14 protein-coding genes are annotated in these 16,895 nt (G+C 58.6%); 7 read left to right on the forward strand and 7 right to left on the reverse strand.

The features are described 5' to 3' along the window. Positions 1–27: 27 nt before the first annotated feature. Entirely contained in the window at positions 28–918 is an 891-nt protein-coding gene (gene aguB / locus ABD806_RS04235) for an N-carbamoylputrescine amidase (RefSeq protein ID WP_344955035.1), read from the forward strand. Further along, complete coding sequence (aguA, locus tag ABD806_RS04240) at positions 918–2,009, forward strand: agmatine deiminase (protein ID WP_344955037.1); 1,092 nt, start codon at positions 918–920, stop codon at positions 2,007–2,009. Before aguB ends, aguA begins: the two co-directional genes overlap by 1 nt. Before the next feature lie 175 nt (positions 2,010–2,184). On the opposite strand, the gene solA is transcribed toward aguA, so the two are convergent. Next, positions 2,185–3,312: an N-methyl-L-tryptophan oxidase gene (solA, locus tag ABD806_RS04245; protein ID WP_344955040.1), complete on the reverse strand. Its 1,128-nt coding sequence runs from the start codon at positions 3,310–3,312 to the stop codon at positions 2,185–2,187. A gap of 226 nt (positions 3,313–3,538) precedes the next feature. After that, positions 3,539–3,877 (reverse strand): Grx4 family monothiol glutaredoxin, encoded by a 339-nt coding sequence (locus ABD806_RS04250; RefSeq protein ID WP_116472932.1) that lies wholly within the window; start codon positions 3,875–3,877, stop codon positions 3,539–3,541. A gap of 285 nt (positions 3,878–4,162) precedes the next feature. On the opposite strand from ABD806_RS04250, the gene sodB reads away from it, so the two are divergent. From sodB to pyk, 4 genes are all read left to right on the forward strand, one after another. Continuing rightward, positions 4,163–4,744, forward strand: coding sequence for a superoxide dismutase [Fe] (gene sodB / locus ABD806_RS04255; protein ID WP_344955044.1), 582 nt, complete (start codon positions 4,163–4,165; stop codon positions 4,742–4,744). A gap of 276 nt (positions 4,745–5,020) precedes the next feature. Continuing rightward, complete coding sequence (rimO, locus tag ABD806_RS04260) at positions 5,021–6,334, forward strand: 30S ribosomal protein S12 methylthiotransferase RimO (protein ID WP_344956440.1); 1,314 nt, start codon at positions 5,021–5,023, stop codon at positions 6,332–6,334. Between the two features lie 281 nt (positions 6,335–6,615). Continuing rightward, a complete protein-coding gene (locus ABD806_RS04265) occupies positions 6,616–7,467 on the forward strand; it encodes a MurR/RpiR family transcriptional regulator (protein ID WP_344955046.1) in 852 nt (283 codons plus the stop codon). A gap of 285 nt (positions 7,468–7,752) precedes the next feature. Then, positions 7,753–9,192, forward strand: a complete 1,440-nt coding sequence (pyk, locus tag ABD806_RS04270) for a pyruvate kinase (protein WP_344955048.1) — start codon at positions 7,753–7,755, stop codon at positions 9,190–9,192. 55 nt (positions 9,193–9,247) lie between these two features. On the opposite strand, the gene ABD806_RS04275 is transcribed toward pyk, so the two are convergent. Together ABD806_RS04275 and psrA are read right to left on the reverse strand one after the other, a co-directional pair. After that, complete coding sequence (locus tag ABD806_RS04275) at positions 9,248–11,512, reverse strand: acyl-CoA dehydrogenase (protein ID WP_344955050.1); 2,265 nt, start codon at positions 11,510–11,512, stop codon at positions 9,248–9,250. Positions 11,513–11,541: 29 nt separating this feature from the next. Next, positions 11,542–12,174: a TetR family transcriptional repressor PsrA gene (gene psrA, locus ABD806_RS04280; protein WP_344955052.1), complete on the reverse strand. Its 633-nt coding sequence runs from the start codon at positions 12,172–12,174 to the stop codon at positions 11,542–11,544. 231 nt (positions 12,175–12,405) lie between these two features. Between psrA and rsmS the strand changes: the two genes are divergently transcribed. After that, entirely contained in the window at positions 12,406–12,567 is a 162-nt protein-coding gene (gene rsmS, locus ABD806_RS04285; protein WP_344955054.1) for a pleiotropic regulatory protein RsmS, read from the forward strand. Positions 12,568–12,691: 124 nt separating this feature from the next. Here rsmS and speA read toward each other — a convergent pair whose 3' ends face one another. The 3 genes from speA to ABD806_RS04300 form a co-directional block, all read right to left on the reverse strand. Further along, a complete protein-coding gene (gene speA / locus ABD806_RS04290; RefSeq protein ID WP_344955056.1) occupies positions 12,692–14,596 on the reverse strand; it encodes a biosynthetic arginine decarboxylase in 1,905 nt (634 codons plus the stop codon). A gap of 73 nt (positions 14,597–14,669) precedes the next feature. After that, the gene (gene speE / locus ABD806_RS04295; RefSeq protein WP_344955058.1) at positions 14,670–15,527 is read right to left on the reverse strand and encodes a polyamine aminopropyltransferase; all 858 of its coding nucleotides are present in this window, start codon (positions 15,525–15,527) and stop codon (positions 14,670–14,672) included. A 344-nt stretch (positions 15,528–15,871) separates the two neighbouring features. Next, on the reverse strand, positions 15,872–16,807 hold the full coding sequence (locus ABD806_RS04300) for a patatin-like phospholipase family protein (protein ID WP_344955060.1): 936 nt from the start codon (positions 16,805–16,807) through the stop codon (positions 15,872–15,874). Between the last annotated feature and the right edge of the window lie 88 nt (positions 16,808–16,895).

Raw genomic sequence — 16,895 nt, forward strand, 5'->3', positions numbered from 1 at the left:
TCTTTATCTTTGTGAGGAGAGTTCACCATGACCAAGGTTACCGTCGCCGCCACCCAGATGGCCTGCAGCTGGGACAAAGAAGGCAATATCCTGCGTGCCGACAAGCTGGTGCGCCAGGCCGCGGCCCAGGGTGCCCAGATAGTGCTGATCCAGGAACTGTTTGAGACTCCCTATTTTTGCATCGATCAGAGCCCGGAACACTTCGCCCTGGCCCATGAACTGGACAACAGCCCGCTGATCCGCCATTTTCAGGCCCTGGCCAAAGAGCTGGCGGTGGTACTGCCACTCAGCTTCTTCGAGAAGGCCGGCAACGCCTACTACAACTCCCTGGTGGTGATCGACGCCGACGGGTCCCTGTTGGATGTCTATCGCAAGACTCATATCCCCAACGGCCCCGCCTATCAGGAAAAACAGTTCTTCACCCCGGGCGACACCGGCTTCAAGGTGTGGCAAACCCGCTATGCCAAGATTGGCGTGGCCATCTGCTGGGATCAGTGGTTCCCGGAAACCGCCCGCAGCCTGGCGCTGATGGGTGCCGAGTTGATCTTCTTCCCCACCGCCATCGGCTCCGAGCCGGCCTATCCGGACATCGACAGCCAGCCACACTGGACCCGTACCCAGCAGGGCCACGCCGCCGCCAACCTGGTGCCGGTAATCGCCTCCAACCGCATCGGCACCGAACGGAGCAAGTATATAGACAACCTGGAAATGACCTTCTACGGCTCCTCCTTTATCGCCGATCAGTTCGGCGAACTGGTCGCCCAGGCGGACAAGAGATCGGAATGCGTATTGGTGCACAGCTTCGACCTGGAAGAAGTCGCCAAGACCCGCATCAGCTGGGGCCTGTTCCGGGATCGCCGGCCGGCCATGTATCACACCCTGCTGACCTCCGACGGCAAAACCCCGGGAGCGCGCTAATGGCTGCACAGTTTCAGGGCCTGCCGGCCCAGTCCGGCTTTTACATGCCCGCCGAATGGGCACCGCAACAGGCGGTGTGGATGATCTGGCCCCACAGGCCCGACAACTGGCGGGAACAGGGCAAACCGGCCCAGGCCACTTTTGCCCGCCTGGCCGAGGCGATCTCCGCCGCCACCCCGGTTTATATGGCGGTGCCGGCGGCGCAGATGGCCGAGGCCCGGGCGCTGATGCCGGCCCAGGTGGAGCTGGTTGCCATCGACAGTGACGACGCCTGGGCCCGTGATACCGGCCCGACCCTGGTGGTCAACGACAAAGGCGTGGCCGCCGGTATCGACTGGCGCTTCAATGCCTGGGGCGGCCACCAGGGCGGTCTCTATTCCCCCTGGGATAAGGATCAGGCCATGGCCAGGGCCATGCTCGCGCACCAGCAGTTGCCTGTGTACGAGTCCCCCCTGGTGCTGGAAGGTGGCTCCATCCACGTGGATGGCGAAGGCACCCTGCTGACCACCAGCGAGTGTCTGCTTAATCCCAACCGCAACCCTGATTTCACTCAGGCCGAGATTGAGCAGCAGCTGCGCGACTACCTGGGGGTGGAAACCTTTATCTGGCTGCCGGAGGGCGTCTACATGGACGAAACCGACGGTCATATCGACAACATGGCCTGCTTCGCCCGTCCGGGCGAGGTGATACTGCACTGGACCGATGATAAGGAAGATCCCCAGTATGCCCGCTCCCGGGCGGCCTATGAGGTACTGAGCCAGGCAGTGGATGCCCGGGGACGCAAGTTGAAGATCTGGAAAATGCTCCAGCCCGGCCCCCTCTATATCACCAGGCAGGAGGCCGCCGGGGTGGCCGCCGGCGCCGGTGTGCCCCGGATGGCCGGCGAGCGGCTGGCCGCCTCCTATGTGAACTTCCTGATCAGCAACCAGCGGCTGCTGTTCCCGTTGCTGGATGAGCGCACCGATGACCAGGCCCGCCAGCTGCTGGAAACCATCTTCCCCGAGCTGGAGGTGGTGGGCGTGCCGGCGCGGGAAATCCTGCTCGGCGGCGGCAATATCCACTGCATCACCCAGCAGATACCGGCGGTATAACAGTCAGGACCCAAGGCCTGCCAGTGAAGTATCAAACGGGATTAATTGGCTTCCCTCCGACCCGCCGTCAACCCATCCGTGGGGGCTCTACTGCGCCGTCCCTGGCGCAGAAGGTCGGCTTGAAAGCCAACTAATCCCGTTAACTGACAAACATCTGGGCCAGAGCCCGCGCCTATTAAAAACGCGCTAGACGGAAGGGCGAGAGATCGAACCCCGGCTCGCCGTCCAGCATCCAGTTGGCAAACAGCTCCCCCAGCACGCTGGCAAACTTGAAGCCGTGGCCCGAACAGGCGCTGGCGATAAACACCCGATCCTGTTCGGGATGCCGGTCCAGGATAAAGTGCTCGTCGGGCGTGCGTACATAGTGACAGGCCTTGCCCTCTGTCATCTCCCCTGCCCCGGGCAGATAGGCACGGACAAAACTATCCAGCTCTTCCTCGTCTTCGGCAAAAGCGCCGAAGGGCAGCAAGGGTTCATCCGGCGACAAAAGCTGGCCGCCGTCGTGGCGGCCGACCTTGAGTCCCGCCCCTTCCAGGGTGGGGAAACCGTAATAAATAGCATCGGGCAGATCGGCCGAAAAACCGGGAAACGCCACCGGGCCGTAGCCGGCTTGGTCAACGCCATACCAGGCAAAGGTTTTGCGTACCCGCTGCAACGGCAGCGGCAGCCCGAGCCCCGCCAGCAACGGTGCGACCCTGTGGCCGGCGCTGACCAACACCCTGGCCGCGCTCAACTGCAACCCCTTCTCCGTGCTGACGGTGACCTGCCGGCCGGCCGCTCGCAACCCGGTGACCTTATGACCCCCCAGCAACACGGCGCCCCGCTCCCGGCCCAGCCGCCGCCAGGCCGACAGGGCCCGCTCGCAATACAGTACCCCGGCCTCGGGCTCAAAAGCGGCGCTAATGCCCGCGGGCAACTGCCAGGCCGACCAGCGGGCCATGGTCTGTGCCGCGTCCAGCTGCTCCAGCGTCAACCGGTATTCGGCGGCGCTGCGCACCACCTGGGTCAGGAAGGGGCGGCCGGCCGCGCCCAGGTTGAGCACGCCACAGGGCTCGAACAGCTGCTCACCGCCGAGTTGTTCAAGTTCCTGCCATAGGGTGCGGGCCCGCAGCAGCAGGGGGAGATAGGCGGCCCCCTCACCATAGGCGTAGCGGATCAGGCGGGTACTGCCGTGATGGGAGCCCAGGCTGTGCGGCGGCTCGCCCTCGTCCAGCAGTATCACCCTGGCTCCTTTGCGGGCCAGATAAAAGCCGGCGGCCATGCCGACCGAGCCAGCACCGACAATCAGTACATCTGCATCCATATTGATTCCTGTGTGTTAATGCCGGCACATGGCGGGCACAGCATGCCATAGCGCCGATGTCCTTGAATGACGCGAGGCGCGAGGGGAAACAAACTTATCACAGGTAAGCGGATGAAACATGAGGAGCGGAATGAAGTGCCGGGTGACGTCCCGAGCAGGATCGGCGGTGGTTGGCAGCTGGTCGACCGACCCGGGGGACGACCGACCAGTGCCGGAGACGGAGGACTTATGCTTCGTCTTTTTTCGGGTATTTCGCGGCCGTTTCGTCGATCAGGGCCTTCAGTTCACCCTGCTGGAACATTTCCAGGATGATGTCACAGCCGCCGATCAGCTCGCCGTCAACCCACAGCTGGGGGAAGGTCGGCCAGTTAGCATACTTGGGCAGTTCGGCACGGATATCCGGGTTCTGCAGGATATCCACATAGGCAAAGGGCTCACCGCAGTTCATCAGCGCCTGGGACGCCTGGGCAGAAAAACCGCAGCTGGGGAATTTGGGAGAACCTTTCATATACAGCAGGATCGGATTCTCGCTGATCTGAGTCTTGATTTTTTCAATGGTGTCCATGACCACCTCGGACGGCTTGTTGTTAAAAAATCTATTCTACTGGATCTCCGGTGGGTCACAAGCCTTGGCCATTATAAATTGGTATCTGCTTGGCAATAAATAGCCGGCGCGCCCCGGCTATTCCCTACAAAAGCTGTTGTTGTTTAGCCGTCTGGCAAACTGTTACAATCGTTTGAGCAATGTGCCGCTATTCTGAAAACTCGGATGTTTACCTTCCGCAAGGAAAGAAAGTCAGCAATGTCTCAAGCCAGCCCTGGTTGGCATACCAAAATGGAGAAAATAACAATGGCATTTGAACTTCCCGCTCTGCCTTATGCGAAAAACGCCCTGGAACCCCATATCTCCCAGGAAACCCTGGAATATCACCACGGTAAACACCACAACACCTATGTGGTTAACCTGAACAACCTGGTTCCCGGCACCGAGTTCGAAGGCAAGTCTCTGGAGGACATCATCAAGACCTCCAGCGGTGGCATCTTCAACAACGCCGCCCAGGTCTGGAACCACACCTTCTACTGGAACTGCCTGTCTCCCAATGGCGGCGGCGAACCCACCGGTGCCCTGGCCGATGCCATCAACGCCGCTTTCGGCTCTTTCGCTGCCTTTAAAGAAGAATTCACCAAGTCCTGCGTGACCAACTTCGGCTCCGGCTGGACTTGGCTGGTGAAGAAGGCCGACGGTTCCGTCGCCATCGCCAACACCTCCAACGCCGGCTGCCCGCTGACCGAAGGTGCCGCCCCGCTGCTGACCTGCGATGTGTGGGAGCATGCCTACTACATCGACTACCGCAATGTGCGCCCCGACTATGTCAAAGCCTTCTGGGCACTGGTGAACTGGGACTTCGTGGCAGAAAACTTCGCCAAATAAGTTCTGGTTAACTGAAAACACCCCGGCCTGTCACAGTATTTGAGCAGATGGTGGGGTGTCCTTTAAGTCGACCGTTGGCGCCAGGGATGGCGCCGCCGAGCCCCAGGGAAGGATTTGGGCGTGTCGACGGAAGGATACTCCACCGTCAATCTGCCAAGAAACACTGCTGACATAACCGGGGTGTTTTTGTTGTTGCCTCTTTTTTGTACAAACCATTTGGGTGTAGAATGCGCCCTCTTTTATTTATCCCCTTGAAGTGAGTTAAGCCACGTGAGTATGTCTGTCCCCCGCATCGGTTTTGTCAGCCTGGGTTGCCCGAAGAATCTGGTCGATTCCGAACGCATCCTGACCCAGTTACGTATCGAAGGTTACGAAGTGGTTCCCTCCTACGACGATGCCGATCTGGTGATAGTGAACACCTGTGGCTTTATCGACAGCGCCGTGCAGGAATCCCTGGAAGCCGTGGGCGAGGCCCTGAGCGAAAACGGCAAGGTGATCGTGACCGGTTGTCTGGGCGCCAAGGAAGATCAGATCCGTGAAGTGCACCCCAAGGTACTGGAAATCACCGGCCCCCATTCCTATGAGCAGGTGCTCAACCATGTGCACCAGTATGTGCCCAAGCCGGACTTCAACCCCTTTGTCAGCCTGGTGCCCGAGCAGGGCGTCAAGCTTACCCCCAAGCATTATGCCTACCTGAAGATTTCCGAAGGCTGCAACCACAAGTGCACCTTCTGCATCATCCCCTCCATGCGCGGTGGCCTGGACAGCCGTCCCATCGGCGAAGTGCTGAGCGAAGCCCGCCGCCTGGTCGACGCGGGGGTGAAAGAGCTGCTGGTGATCTCCCAGGACACCTCCGCCTACGGGGTGGACGTGAAGCACAAGACCGGCTTCGCCGACGGCATGCCGGTCAAGACCCATATGCAGACCCTGTGCGAAGAGCTGGGCAAGATGGGTGTCTGGGTACGGCTGCATTATGTCTATCCTTACCCGCACGTAGACGACCTGATCCCGCTGATGCGCGACGGCAAGCTGCTGCCTTACCTGGATATCCCGCTGCAGCACGCCAGCCCGCGCATCCTCAAGTTGATGAAACGCCCGGGCGCGGTGGAGCGCACCCTGGAGCGCATCCGTAGCTGGCGCGAGATCTGCCCGGAGATCACCATACGTTCGACCTTTATCGTCGGCTTCCCCGGTGAAACCGAAGAAGACTTCCAGCTGCTGCTCGACTTTATCGAGCAGGCCGAGCTGGATCGGGTGGGCTGCTTTACCTACAGCCCGGTGGAAGGCGCCCGCGCCAACGAGCTGCCGGACCCGGTGCCGGAAGAGATCAAACAGGAGCGCTTTGATCGCTTTATGGCGCTGCAGCAGGCCATCTCCACCCGCAAGCTGGCGCTCAAGGTGGGCAAGACCCTGGAAGTGCTGATCGACGAAGTGGACGAAGAAGGTGCCATCGGTCGCTCCAGCGCCGACGCCCCGGAAATCGACGGCCTGGTCTACCTGAATGGCGAAACCAGCCTCAAGCCCGGCGACAAGGTGATGGTCAACATTCAGCATGCCGATGAATACGATCTCTGGGGTGAATTGGCGTAACCCTGCCCCGCTTCACCGTAATTGATACAAAAGCCCTGTTACCGCCCGGTAACAGGGCTTTTGTTTGCGAGAATGATGACAACCGTTGTTAATTCCTTCCATTTGTCATTTAATGACATAAAAAATTTAAATCCTGTCCTCTATCAGGTACTGTTTTTAGAGATTAGTCATACTTTGCTACAGGACTGCTCTCAAGCTAACCGTTTGTCTTGTATAGTAGACATCATATTTCAGCAGCATGGGGTGGCTTACACCCTGTCGCACCCAGCCCGGTTACCCAGATGAATACGTTAGAAAAAATCACAAAAAATATCGAAAGTTTCAGCAAGTCTGAAAGAAAAGTGGCGGAAGTCATCCTCGCGTCCCCGCAAACCGCCATCCATTCCAGCATCGCCGCCCTGGCCAAGCTGGCGGATGTCAGCGAGCCAACCGTCAACCGTTTCTGCCGCCGCCTGGATACCAAGGGCTTTCCCGACTTCAAGCTACATCTGGCCCAGAGCCTGGCCAATGGCACTCCCTATGTGAACCGACATGTGGAAGAAGACGACACGCCCGAGTCCTATACCGCCAAGATTTTCGAGTCCAGCATGGCCTGCCTGGATGCCGCCCGCCACAGCCTGGACCCGCTCGCCGTCAACCGCTGTGTCGATATCATGACCCAGGCTAAAAAATTGTCGTTCTTCGGCCTGGGCGCCTCTTCCGCCGTGGCGCACGATGCCATGAACAAGTTTTTCCGCTTTAACGTGCCGGTGCTCTGTTTCGACGATGTGGTGATGATGCGCATGAGTTGTATCGGCAGCAGCGAAGGCGATGTGGTGGTGCTGATCTCCCATACCGGTCGGACCAAGGCCCTAGTGGAAATAGCCCAACTGGCCCGCCAGAATGATGCCATCGTCATCGGCCTGACCGCCAAGGATTCTCCCCTGGCGCGGGAGTGCTCCCTGGTGCTGTCGATGGACGTGCCCGAAGACACGGATGTGTATCTGCCCATGGCCTCGCGCCTGGCCCAGATGGTGCTGATCGATGTGCTGGCCACCGGCTTTATCCTGCGCCGCGGCGGCAAGTTTCGGGAAAACCTGAAGAAAGTTAAAGAAGGGATAAAAAATTCACGATTCGATAACCCCCACCTTTGATATTGATCAAATGGCCGGCATTTGCCGGCCATTTTTGTGACCCCGTCTACACTTCTTGCTACACATAGGGTATTCTTGGTAACAATTTACAAAACTAAGGGCACAGCGTCAGATCGTGAGCAAGCCAGTCACAATGTTATCCGGATGTCATATCAGCCGAAACATGGCCGTCGAATCGCTATCTGCAGATGCCTACTGTCAGTTCGACATTCGCAATCCACACCGTTTTAAACCCCACGCCTATTGTTCACCATTACTTCGAATGTATTTCAACTGGAGTCTCTTATGTTAAGACGTACCAAGATTGTCACTACCCTGGGCCCGGCCACCGATCGCGACGATAACCTGGAAGGCATCATTCGCGCCGGTGCCAATGTGGTGCGCATGAACTTCTCTCACGGTACCCCCGAAGATCATATGGCTCGCGCCAACAAGGTGCGGGACATCGCCCAAAAGCTGGGCAAGCACGTCGCCATCCTGGGTGACTTGCAGGGCCCCAAGATCCGGGTCTCCACCTTCAAAGACGGCAAAATACAGCTGGCCGTCGGTGACAAGTTCGTGCTGGATGCCGCGCTCGGCAAGGGCGAAGGGGATCAGCAGCAGGTCGGTATCGACTACAAGGCACTGCCTAAAGATGTCAAAACCGGCGATGTATTGCTGCTGGATGATGGCCGGGTACAACTGCGGGTAGAAACCGTCGACGGCGACCGGATCCTGACCGAAGTCACCGTCGCCGGCCCCCTGTCCAACAACAAGGGCATTAACAAGAAAGGTGGTGGCCTGTCGGCTCCGGCACTAACCGAAAAAGACAAGCAAGACATCATCACCGCCGCCAAGATCGGCGTCGATTATCTGGCCGTGTCCTTCCCCCGCACCGGTGAAGACCTGCGTATCGCCCGTGAACTGGCCCGCGCCGCCGGCAGCAATGCCAAGATAGTCGCCAAGGTCGAGCGCGCCGAAGCCGTGGCCACCGATGCCGCCATGGAAGATGTAATCCTGGCCTCGGACGTGGTGATGGTGGCCCGGGGAGATCTGGGGGTGGAAATCGGCGACCCCGAGCTGGTGGGTGTGCAGAAAAAACTGATCCGCACCTCACGCCGCCTGAACCGGGTGGTGATCACCGCCACCCAGATGATGGAGTCCATGATCAGCGCCCCGCTGCCGACCCGTGCCGAAGTGATGGACGTGGCCAACGCGGTGCTGGACGGCACCGATGCGGTGATGCTGTCGGCCGAAACCGCCGCCGGTGACTTCCCGATCGAAACCGTCAAAGCCATGGTGGACGTCTGCCTGGGGGCGGAAAAGCACCCCAGCGTCAATGTCTCCAATCACCGGATGAATTACACCTTCACCTCGGTGGAAGAAACCGTCGCCATGTCCACCATGTATGCGGCCAACCACCTGCAGGGCGTCAAGGCCATAGTGGCACTGACCCACTCAGGCACCACGCCACTGCTGCTGTCCCGCATCAGCTCCGGCCTGCCGATCTTCTCCCTGTCCCGCGAAAAACAGACCCTGGCCTGGTCCAACCTGTACCGTGGCGTCACCCCTGTCTACTTTGAACCGGCCGACGAGCTGAGCACGGCGGAGATCTGCCGCGAAGCTCTGGCCTGCCTGAAGCAGAGCGGCTACGTCAGCACCGGCGATCTGGTGCTCCTGACCCACGGCGATAAGATGGAAGTGGTCGGCAGTACCAATACCTGCAAGATCCTGACCGTGGAATAAGCCGGGCCTGACTCAGCTGAAAAAAAGCCGAATCAACTGGTTCGGCTTTTCAGTTTCAGGCGGCATCGGGTTTATTATGCGATTGGCGGGCCAATGCCTCTGCCGGGAAGCTGTCCACCGCGATGGCGGCGCGACGCCATTCATCCGCCTGCAGCAGCCGCTGAATATCGGTCTCGGTCAACACGCCCTCTGCCCTGGCCTGCTCGAGCAAGGCCGCCAGCGTCCCTTTTCGAGGCAGGGTGCCGTCATGCTGGGCATCTGCCAGTTTTTTCTCCAGTCCCCTTACCGCCAACATGGCACCGAAGGCCCGCTCCAGCTGGCCCAGGCCAGGCTCGCTCTGTTCACCGACATAACAAAGCCGGGTCAGCCGTTCACGGACCCCCCCTGTGCTCATCAACTGCTTGCTGACTGCCTGGGCATGCCGGTCCAGCGGCTTCTTGTATCGCTTGCCCAACGGGAAGATCAGGGTTTTCAGGGTGAAGGCCATGACCCGGTTGGGGAAATTCTGCAGGAATCCCTCCAGGGCATCGGCGATCAGGTACAGGTTGCGGCCGACGGCATAATGCACGAACGGCAGTTCATCGGCGGGACGGCCGTTGTCCTCATAAAATTTCAAGGTGGCCGAAGCCAGGTACAGGTGGCTGAGCACATCACCCAGGCGGGCGGAGAGCATCTCCTTGCGCTTGAGATCCCCGCCCATCATCAGCATGGCCACATCGGCACAGAGGGCCAGGGCCTTGCTCATCCGGGTCAGCTGCCGGTAATAACCGGCGGTTTCACCGGCCACCGGCGATGGATTCAGCCGGCCGGCGGTCACCCCCTGCCAGAAGGCGCCACATACATTGCCGAGGGCGAAGCGGATATGCTTGAACAACAGCGTATCGAAGGCATCCAGGCCGGCCTGCTCATCCGGGTTGGCCGCCGCCTCCAGCTCTTGCAGCACATAGGGATGGCAGCGGCTGGCTCCCTGGCCGAAGATCATCAGGTTACGGGTCAGGATATTGGCCCCCTCCACCGTAATGGCCACCGGTATGCCCAGATAGCTGTGGGCCAGGTAGTTGCTTGGCCCCATTTGAATTCCTTTTCCCGCGTGCACGTCCAACGCATCGTCGATGACGATACGCGCCATTTCCGTCATATGATATTTGGAAATGGCGGTCACTATCGCCGGACTTTCATTTAAATCCAGGGCGCGGGTGGTTAAACGGCGGGTCGCCTCCAGCTGGTAAGTCAGACCACCGATGCGGCCCAGGGCTTCCTGTACTCCTTCGAACTTGCCGATGGATAAACCAAACTGCTTACGTACATAGGCGTAGGCACCCGTGCTGCGTGCCGCCAGATGGCCGCAGGCGGTGCCCAATGCCGGCAGGGATATCCCCCGCCCGGCAGACAGGCACTCGACCAGCATACGCCAGCCCCGTCCAGCATAATCGGGGCCGCCGATGATCCACTCTAGGGGAATAAACACATCCTGGCCCCGGGTGGTACCGTTCAAGAACGCCAGCCCCATGGGGAAATGGCGATCGCCGATTTCCACCCCCGGGTGGCTGGTGGGGATCAGGGCGCAGGTAATGCCCAGCTCTGTTTTATCACCCAGCAGGGCGTCGGGATCGTACAGTTTGAAGGCCAGCCCGAGCACGGTGGCCCGGGGGGCCAGGGTAATATAACGCTTATCCCAGTTCAGGCGGATGCCGAGCACCTCTTTGCCTTCGTACTCAGCCCGACAGATCACGCCGGTGTCAGGAATGCCGCCCGCGTCCGAGCCGGCCTCGGGACCGGTCAGGGCAAAACAGGGAACCTCGGTGCCCCTGGCCAGCCCCGGCAGCCAGCGATCTTGTTGCTGCCGGGTACCATAGTGCATCAACAACTCACCGGGGCCCAGGGAATTGGGTACCATCACGGTCACCGCGGCACTGATGCTGCGGGTGGCGATACGAGCCACTATGGTGGAGTTGGCATAGGCGGAAAAGTCATGGCCGCCATAGGATTTGGGGATGATCAGCGCGAAAAACCCCTCCCGCTTGAGATAATCCCAAACCGCCTCCGGCAGTTCCCGCCACTCATTGACGATATGGTGGTCGTCAAGCATCGCCAGCAGAGTGCAGACCTGATTATCCAGGAAAGCCTGCTCTTCCCCGGTCAGGGTCGAGGGGCCATAGGCCATTAGCTTTGACCAGTCCGGCTTGCCCCGGAACAATTCGCCATCCCACCATACCGAGCCGGCCTCCATCGCTTCACGCTCGGTGGCCGACAGGGGGGGCAAGATCTTTTTAAAGACGTTAAACGCGGGCCCACTGATCCATTTTTTCCGTAAACTCATGCTCCCTGTCCTCCTCTGACGGTGCGTGATTAATAATGGGGCCGGGCGCCGACACCACTGGCGAGATAGGGGATCAGCTTGCGCACCAGGCCTTCGACGTCTATCTCTTCATTAAAATCGGCCTGGGCGATATCCCGCAAGGCATCGCTGGAGGCCATGGTGAACACCACCGTGCCCAGGGTAAAGTGTACCCGCCAGAACACATCGGACGGCGATAATTCCGGGGCCCCCTTGCGGATGGCCTGGGTAAAGTGCTCCAGCACCTGGCCATAGTGGTTGACGATAAACCAACGCAAAAAGCCCTGGTTATCGATATAACCCCGGCCGAGCAGCTGAATAAAGATCTCCGGCCCCCGTCGTTTGATCCTGGTGAGTGCCATCAAGGGGGCGACAAAACATTCGAACACCTGGTGCAGGTTGATGTCGGGCTCCTTCAGCAAGCGCTGCAGCGCTTCATCCACATTGGGCATAAAAATGCTCAGGTAACGGTCCATCACCGCCTTGATCAAGTCTTTCTTGGAACCGAAATGGTAATTGACCGACGCCAGGTTGACATCTGCGGTACTGGTGATGATGCGCAGGGAGGCATCGTTGAAGCCTTGCTCGGCAAAGAGCACCTCGGCGGCGTCAAGTATTTTTTGTTTGGTGTCTTTCTTGCTCATCGGTCATCCAGGAATAAAACGCATGTTTGAAATTTACGTTTCGATACCGGCTGCTGTCAAGCTAAAAGCCCGAGAGATATTTTTTATTTTTGAGAATTTACCGGGAACCTTCTGGTTAATCTTTGTTCATATATAGTGCCACTGCAATTAAGCACTAAGTCTTCGCCCAGCCCTGCTGGGCATTTTTTTGTGTAAAATAAAGCAATTATCCGAAACCAGACAGGAGGCGCCATGAGCCTGGCCGATGCCCCACCGGAAGTTCAGCTGGCCGTTGATTTGATTGAGCTGCTGGAACTCAACGAGATAGAGCCCGACATCGCCCTGGCAGCCCTGGCGATCGTCAGGCGAGATGTGGAACGTAAGCTGGCACAGCAGGAAACGGATAACGGCTAGAAAATTGACTGGCCCTCGGCACCGCGGACGCGGATAGTAAAAAGCCGGAAGCCGGGGAGCCTGCCTCCACCGGTTGGCAGCCAAGCTCTCCAGACTTCCGGCTTAAGGGATAGCTCCCGGCGTCTTACAGCTCGTCTTCCAGGTAGGCATAGCCTTCCAGGCCGGCCGACAGCTCTTTCAGTAGCATGGTGCGGGTCGCTTCATCCAGATCGGGATGGTTGGCCAGTACTTCGTAGCGGGCATTGATCACCGACGGGTCGATATCCACGTAGCGCAGCATCTCGGCCACATTACTGCCTTCTTTCACATTACTGATCACCACCTGGCCCTGCTCATCCACCGCCACTTCGGCACTGTGGGTATCGCCGAACAGGTTGTGCATGTCACCCAGGATTTCCTGATAGGCCCCCACCAGGAAGAAGCCCAGGTACTGGGGTTGGCCGGGGATGAACTCGGGCATCGGCAGGGTGGTTTCCACACCCTGGCCATCCACATACTGATCGATGGCACCATCCGAGTCGCAAGTGATATCCAGGATCACCGCCCGACGGGTCGGTGCCCTGTCCAGTCCATCCAGTGGCAACACCGGGAAGATCTGATCAATCCCCCAGGCGTCGGGCAGCGACTGGAACAGGGAGAAGTTGACGAAGCATTTATCCGCCAACTTCTCGTTCAGCTCATCGATGATCGGCCTGTGGGCGCGGTTCACCGAGTCCAGCCGCGACTTGATGCCCAGGCAGATATTCAGGTGCATTTCTTCCGCCCAGGCCCTGTCCTCCAGGGTCATCACCCCCATGTTGTACTGCTCGTGCACGTCGGCCAGCTCGGCTACCGTATCGTGATAAATTTCCAGCAAAGGTGGATCGTCCCGGCACAGATCTTCCCAGGTTTCCCAGATATTTTGCAGCAAAAACGCCGCGTCATCCGCCGGCGCCTTGGCTGCCTGGGGCTTGGCGGATTCTATGCTGATCACATTGGCCACCAGCAGTGCATGGTGGGCGGTAATGGCCCGGCCGGACTCACTGATGATCAGCGGATAAGGCAGCTCATATTCACGGCACACATTGCCGATGCCCCACACCACATTGTTGGCATATTCGCGCAGGTTATAGTTAGCCGAGCAATAGCTCTGGGAGCGGGTGCCCTCATAGTCAACCCCCAGGCCGCCGCCCACGTCCACGATATTGACCGGCACCCCCATGCGCCGCAGTTCGCCATAGAAGCGGCCGCATTCACGCACCCCTTTCTGGATATCGCGAATATTGGCGATCTGGGAGCCCAAGTGGAAATGCAGCAGCTGCAGCCAGTCCAGGCAGTCGGCGTTACGCAGTTGTTCGACCAGGCTCAATACCTGGGCGGCGCTCAGGCCAAACTTGGATTTCTCACCACCACTGGATTGCCACTTGCCCGCCCCCTGGGAGGCCAGCCGGGCGCGAACCCCCAGCCGGGGCGATACATTGATGCGCTTGGCCTCTTCCATCACCATGGTCAGCTCGGACAGCTTCTCGATCACGATATAGACCTGATGGCCCATCTTGGTACCGAGCAGCGCCAGGCGGATATATTCCTTGTCCTTATAGCCGTTACAGACGATCACCGATTCGGTTTCATGGCTATGGGCCAGCACCGCCAGCAGCTCCGGTTTGGAACCCGCCTCCAGACCCAGCCTGGGCTTGTCTTTATAAGCCTTGGTCACCGCCTCCAACACGCCGCGCTGCTGGTTGACCTTGATCGGATAAACGGTCAGGTAGTCACCCTGATAACCATAATCCTCTATGGCGCCATTGAAAGCACTGAACAGGGCATCGATACGGCTCTTGATGATATCGGGAAAACGCAGCAACACCGGCGCGGCATAGCCTTCCGCCTTAAGTTGCTCAACCACCTCGGTCAATACCACCACTGCATCGGGGCGGCTCTTGTCCGGGGTGACAACGACTCTTCCCTGGTCGTCCAGATGAAAAAAACCGGCTCCCCAATAAGGCAGGTTGTATATCTTGAGAGCATCGTTTGCGGACCAATCAGCCATATCTTTGTCCCATCTAAAATGTTAGGGCCATAGAGTAAATCGAGCCTGAAAAGTTCAGGCCCGAGTCAGTGAATTACGCCTCGATGGCATCGAGTACGTAGCGAGGCAGGGCAAAGGCACCCTTGTGTACCTCTGGGGTATAGTAACGGGTTTTCAGCCCGGCCGCCTTGAAACGGGCCTGCAGGGTATCCAGGGCCACCGTTTTCAACGAGGGGTCCTGGCTGGCCCAGGCCAGAGTCATCACGCCGCCCACGTAGGTGGGTACGGCCGCGCAATAAAAGGTGCGGTCGGCGAAATAGGGTGACAGCCGCTTGGCGGTAGTGGTCACCTCATCCAGCTGCATGAAACAGACACCGTTCTGGGCAACAAAAACACCGCCCTCGTTGAGGATCCGTTTACAGCCTTCATAGAAGACGGAGGTAAACAGGGCCTCGCCCGGACCGATAGGATCCGTGCTGTCGGAAATGATCACGTCGAAACGCCCGTCACTGTTGGCGACAAAGTCCTTACCGTCACCGATCACCACCTGTACCCGGGCATCTTCATAGGCCCCCTGGGAATGGTTGGGCAGGTATTCCTTACACATCTCGATGACCTGCTGATCGATTTCCACCATGGTGACCCGTTCAACGGTCGGGTGCTTGAGCACCTCACGCAGGATGCCGCCGTCGCCGCCACCGATGATCAGCACGCTTTTGGCATTGCCGTGGGCGAACAAGGGAGTATGGGTGAGCATTTCGTGATAGATGAATTCATCCCGCTCCGTGGTCTGGATAACCCCATCCAGGGCCATCACCCGACCCATTTCCTGATTCTCGAATATGATCAGATCCTGGTGCTCGGTCTGATGATGAAACAACACCTTGTCGATGGTGAATGACTGACCATAGCCTGGATAGAGGCTTTCTAAATAACGCGTGTCCTGAGACATGGCTAACTCCTTGACTGGGCGTTCAAACGAACGCCACCGGCACAGGCCGGGCATAATACCAACAGCGACAGTATAGCCGCCCGTCTAGAATACTCGGTCGATTGACACCTCGAGTAACCAGGCACCGAAGGGATGAATAGCCGGGGCGGCGCGAGCCGTGCAAAGTTGGGGTAAGTGACTATTTACATGAAACAAAGCCCTTGACCCACGGCTTCGCCCTCAATCACGGGTATTCCCTCGGTTCCGCACAGGACCAAGGCCTGGCGCCCCTGTCAATCGGGAGGCGAGTGTACACAGTGCATGCCCGCTTGACCAGCATCAATATCCTGTAATAAGGGCATTTTTTAGCATACAGGTATATCTAGTAACGCCGCTCCCAGTGAATATAAAAAATAGCGACCACAGCGCAGACCCAGTTGATAATCTTGCTCCAGTTGAGACCTAGTTGAGCCCAACACCCGGCTTTCCAACGGCCGGCTGGGGTAGATCTCGATCACCTGGGCATCGATTGGCGGCTCCTTGATAAAGGACTGGGTATCGGAATAACAGCGCTCATGGGCCCGCACTATCTGCATGATTTCCCCCAAGCGATCGGCACCAATCCAGCTCTCCAGGCGCTGGGCCCATTGCAGGCTGACCTTGCTGTGTTGGGGGACGGTACGGATCACCACTATGGTCCTGGCCCCCCGCCGATAGGCTTCCTGTACCGGGATGGCATCAGCAATGCCGCCATCCTGGTAGCGCTCGCCCTGCCAGTGTACGCCGGCCCGGTAAAACAGGGGGATAGCACTGGATGCCTTCATACCCGTCATCCAGTCGACTTCCCGGGGATGGAAATAACAGGCCTGAACATCCCGAGCCCGGGTGCTGCAAAACAGCAGTTCTCGGCCGTTCAGGCGACGCATGCCCGTTTCGATATCCAGGGGGTGCTCACCGGCCAGTACCTCGAAATACCAATCCAGATCCACCAGATCTCCGCCTCGGACAAAATCCAGTGGCCGGAAAAAGTTCGATCGGGTGGTGTAATCGATGATCATTTCCCTGGCATAGCCGGCCGCATTACAGGTAAAGGCCGACAGATTCTGGGCTCCCGCCGACGAGCCTATCATCAGCTGGAAAGGGTCATACCCCTCCGCCATAAAGGCATCCAGCACACCGGCCGTAAAGATGCCTCTCTGTCCTCCTCCCTCGCATACCAGGGCTAACTTGCCCCTGTCATCAGACTCCAGCCCCTGCAAAGGAGCCACCCTTTCCCTATTGATTGATAGATGATTCGCCATAATTGCATCCTGTCATTAAAGCGTCATCGGAGCGCCACTGATTGTTCATTCCTTCCTTTTAGTATTAGCTTAAACCATGGAGGAGCCT

Source organism: Zobellella aerophila (assembly GCF_039539325.1).
In the GTDB taxonomy this organism is placed as follows: Bacteria; Pseudomonadota; Gammaproteobacteria; order Enterobacterales; family Aeromonadaceae; genus Oceanimonas; species Oceanimonas aerophila.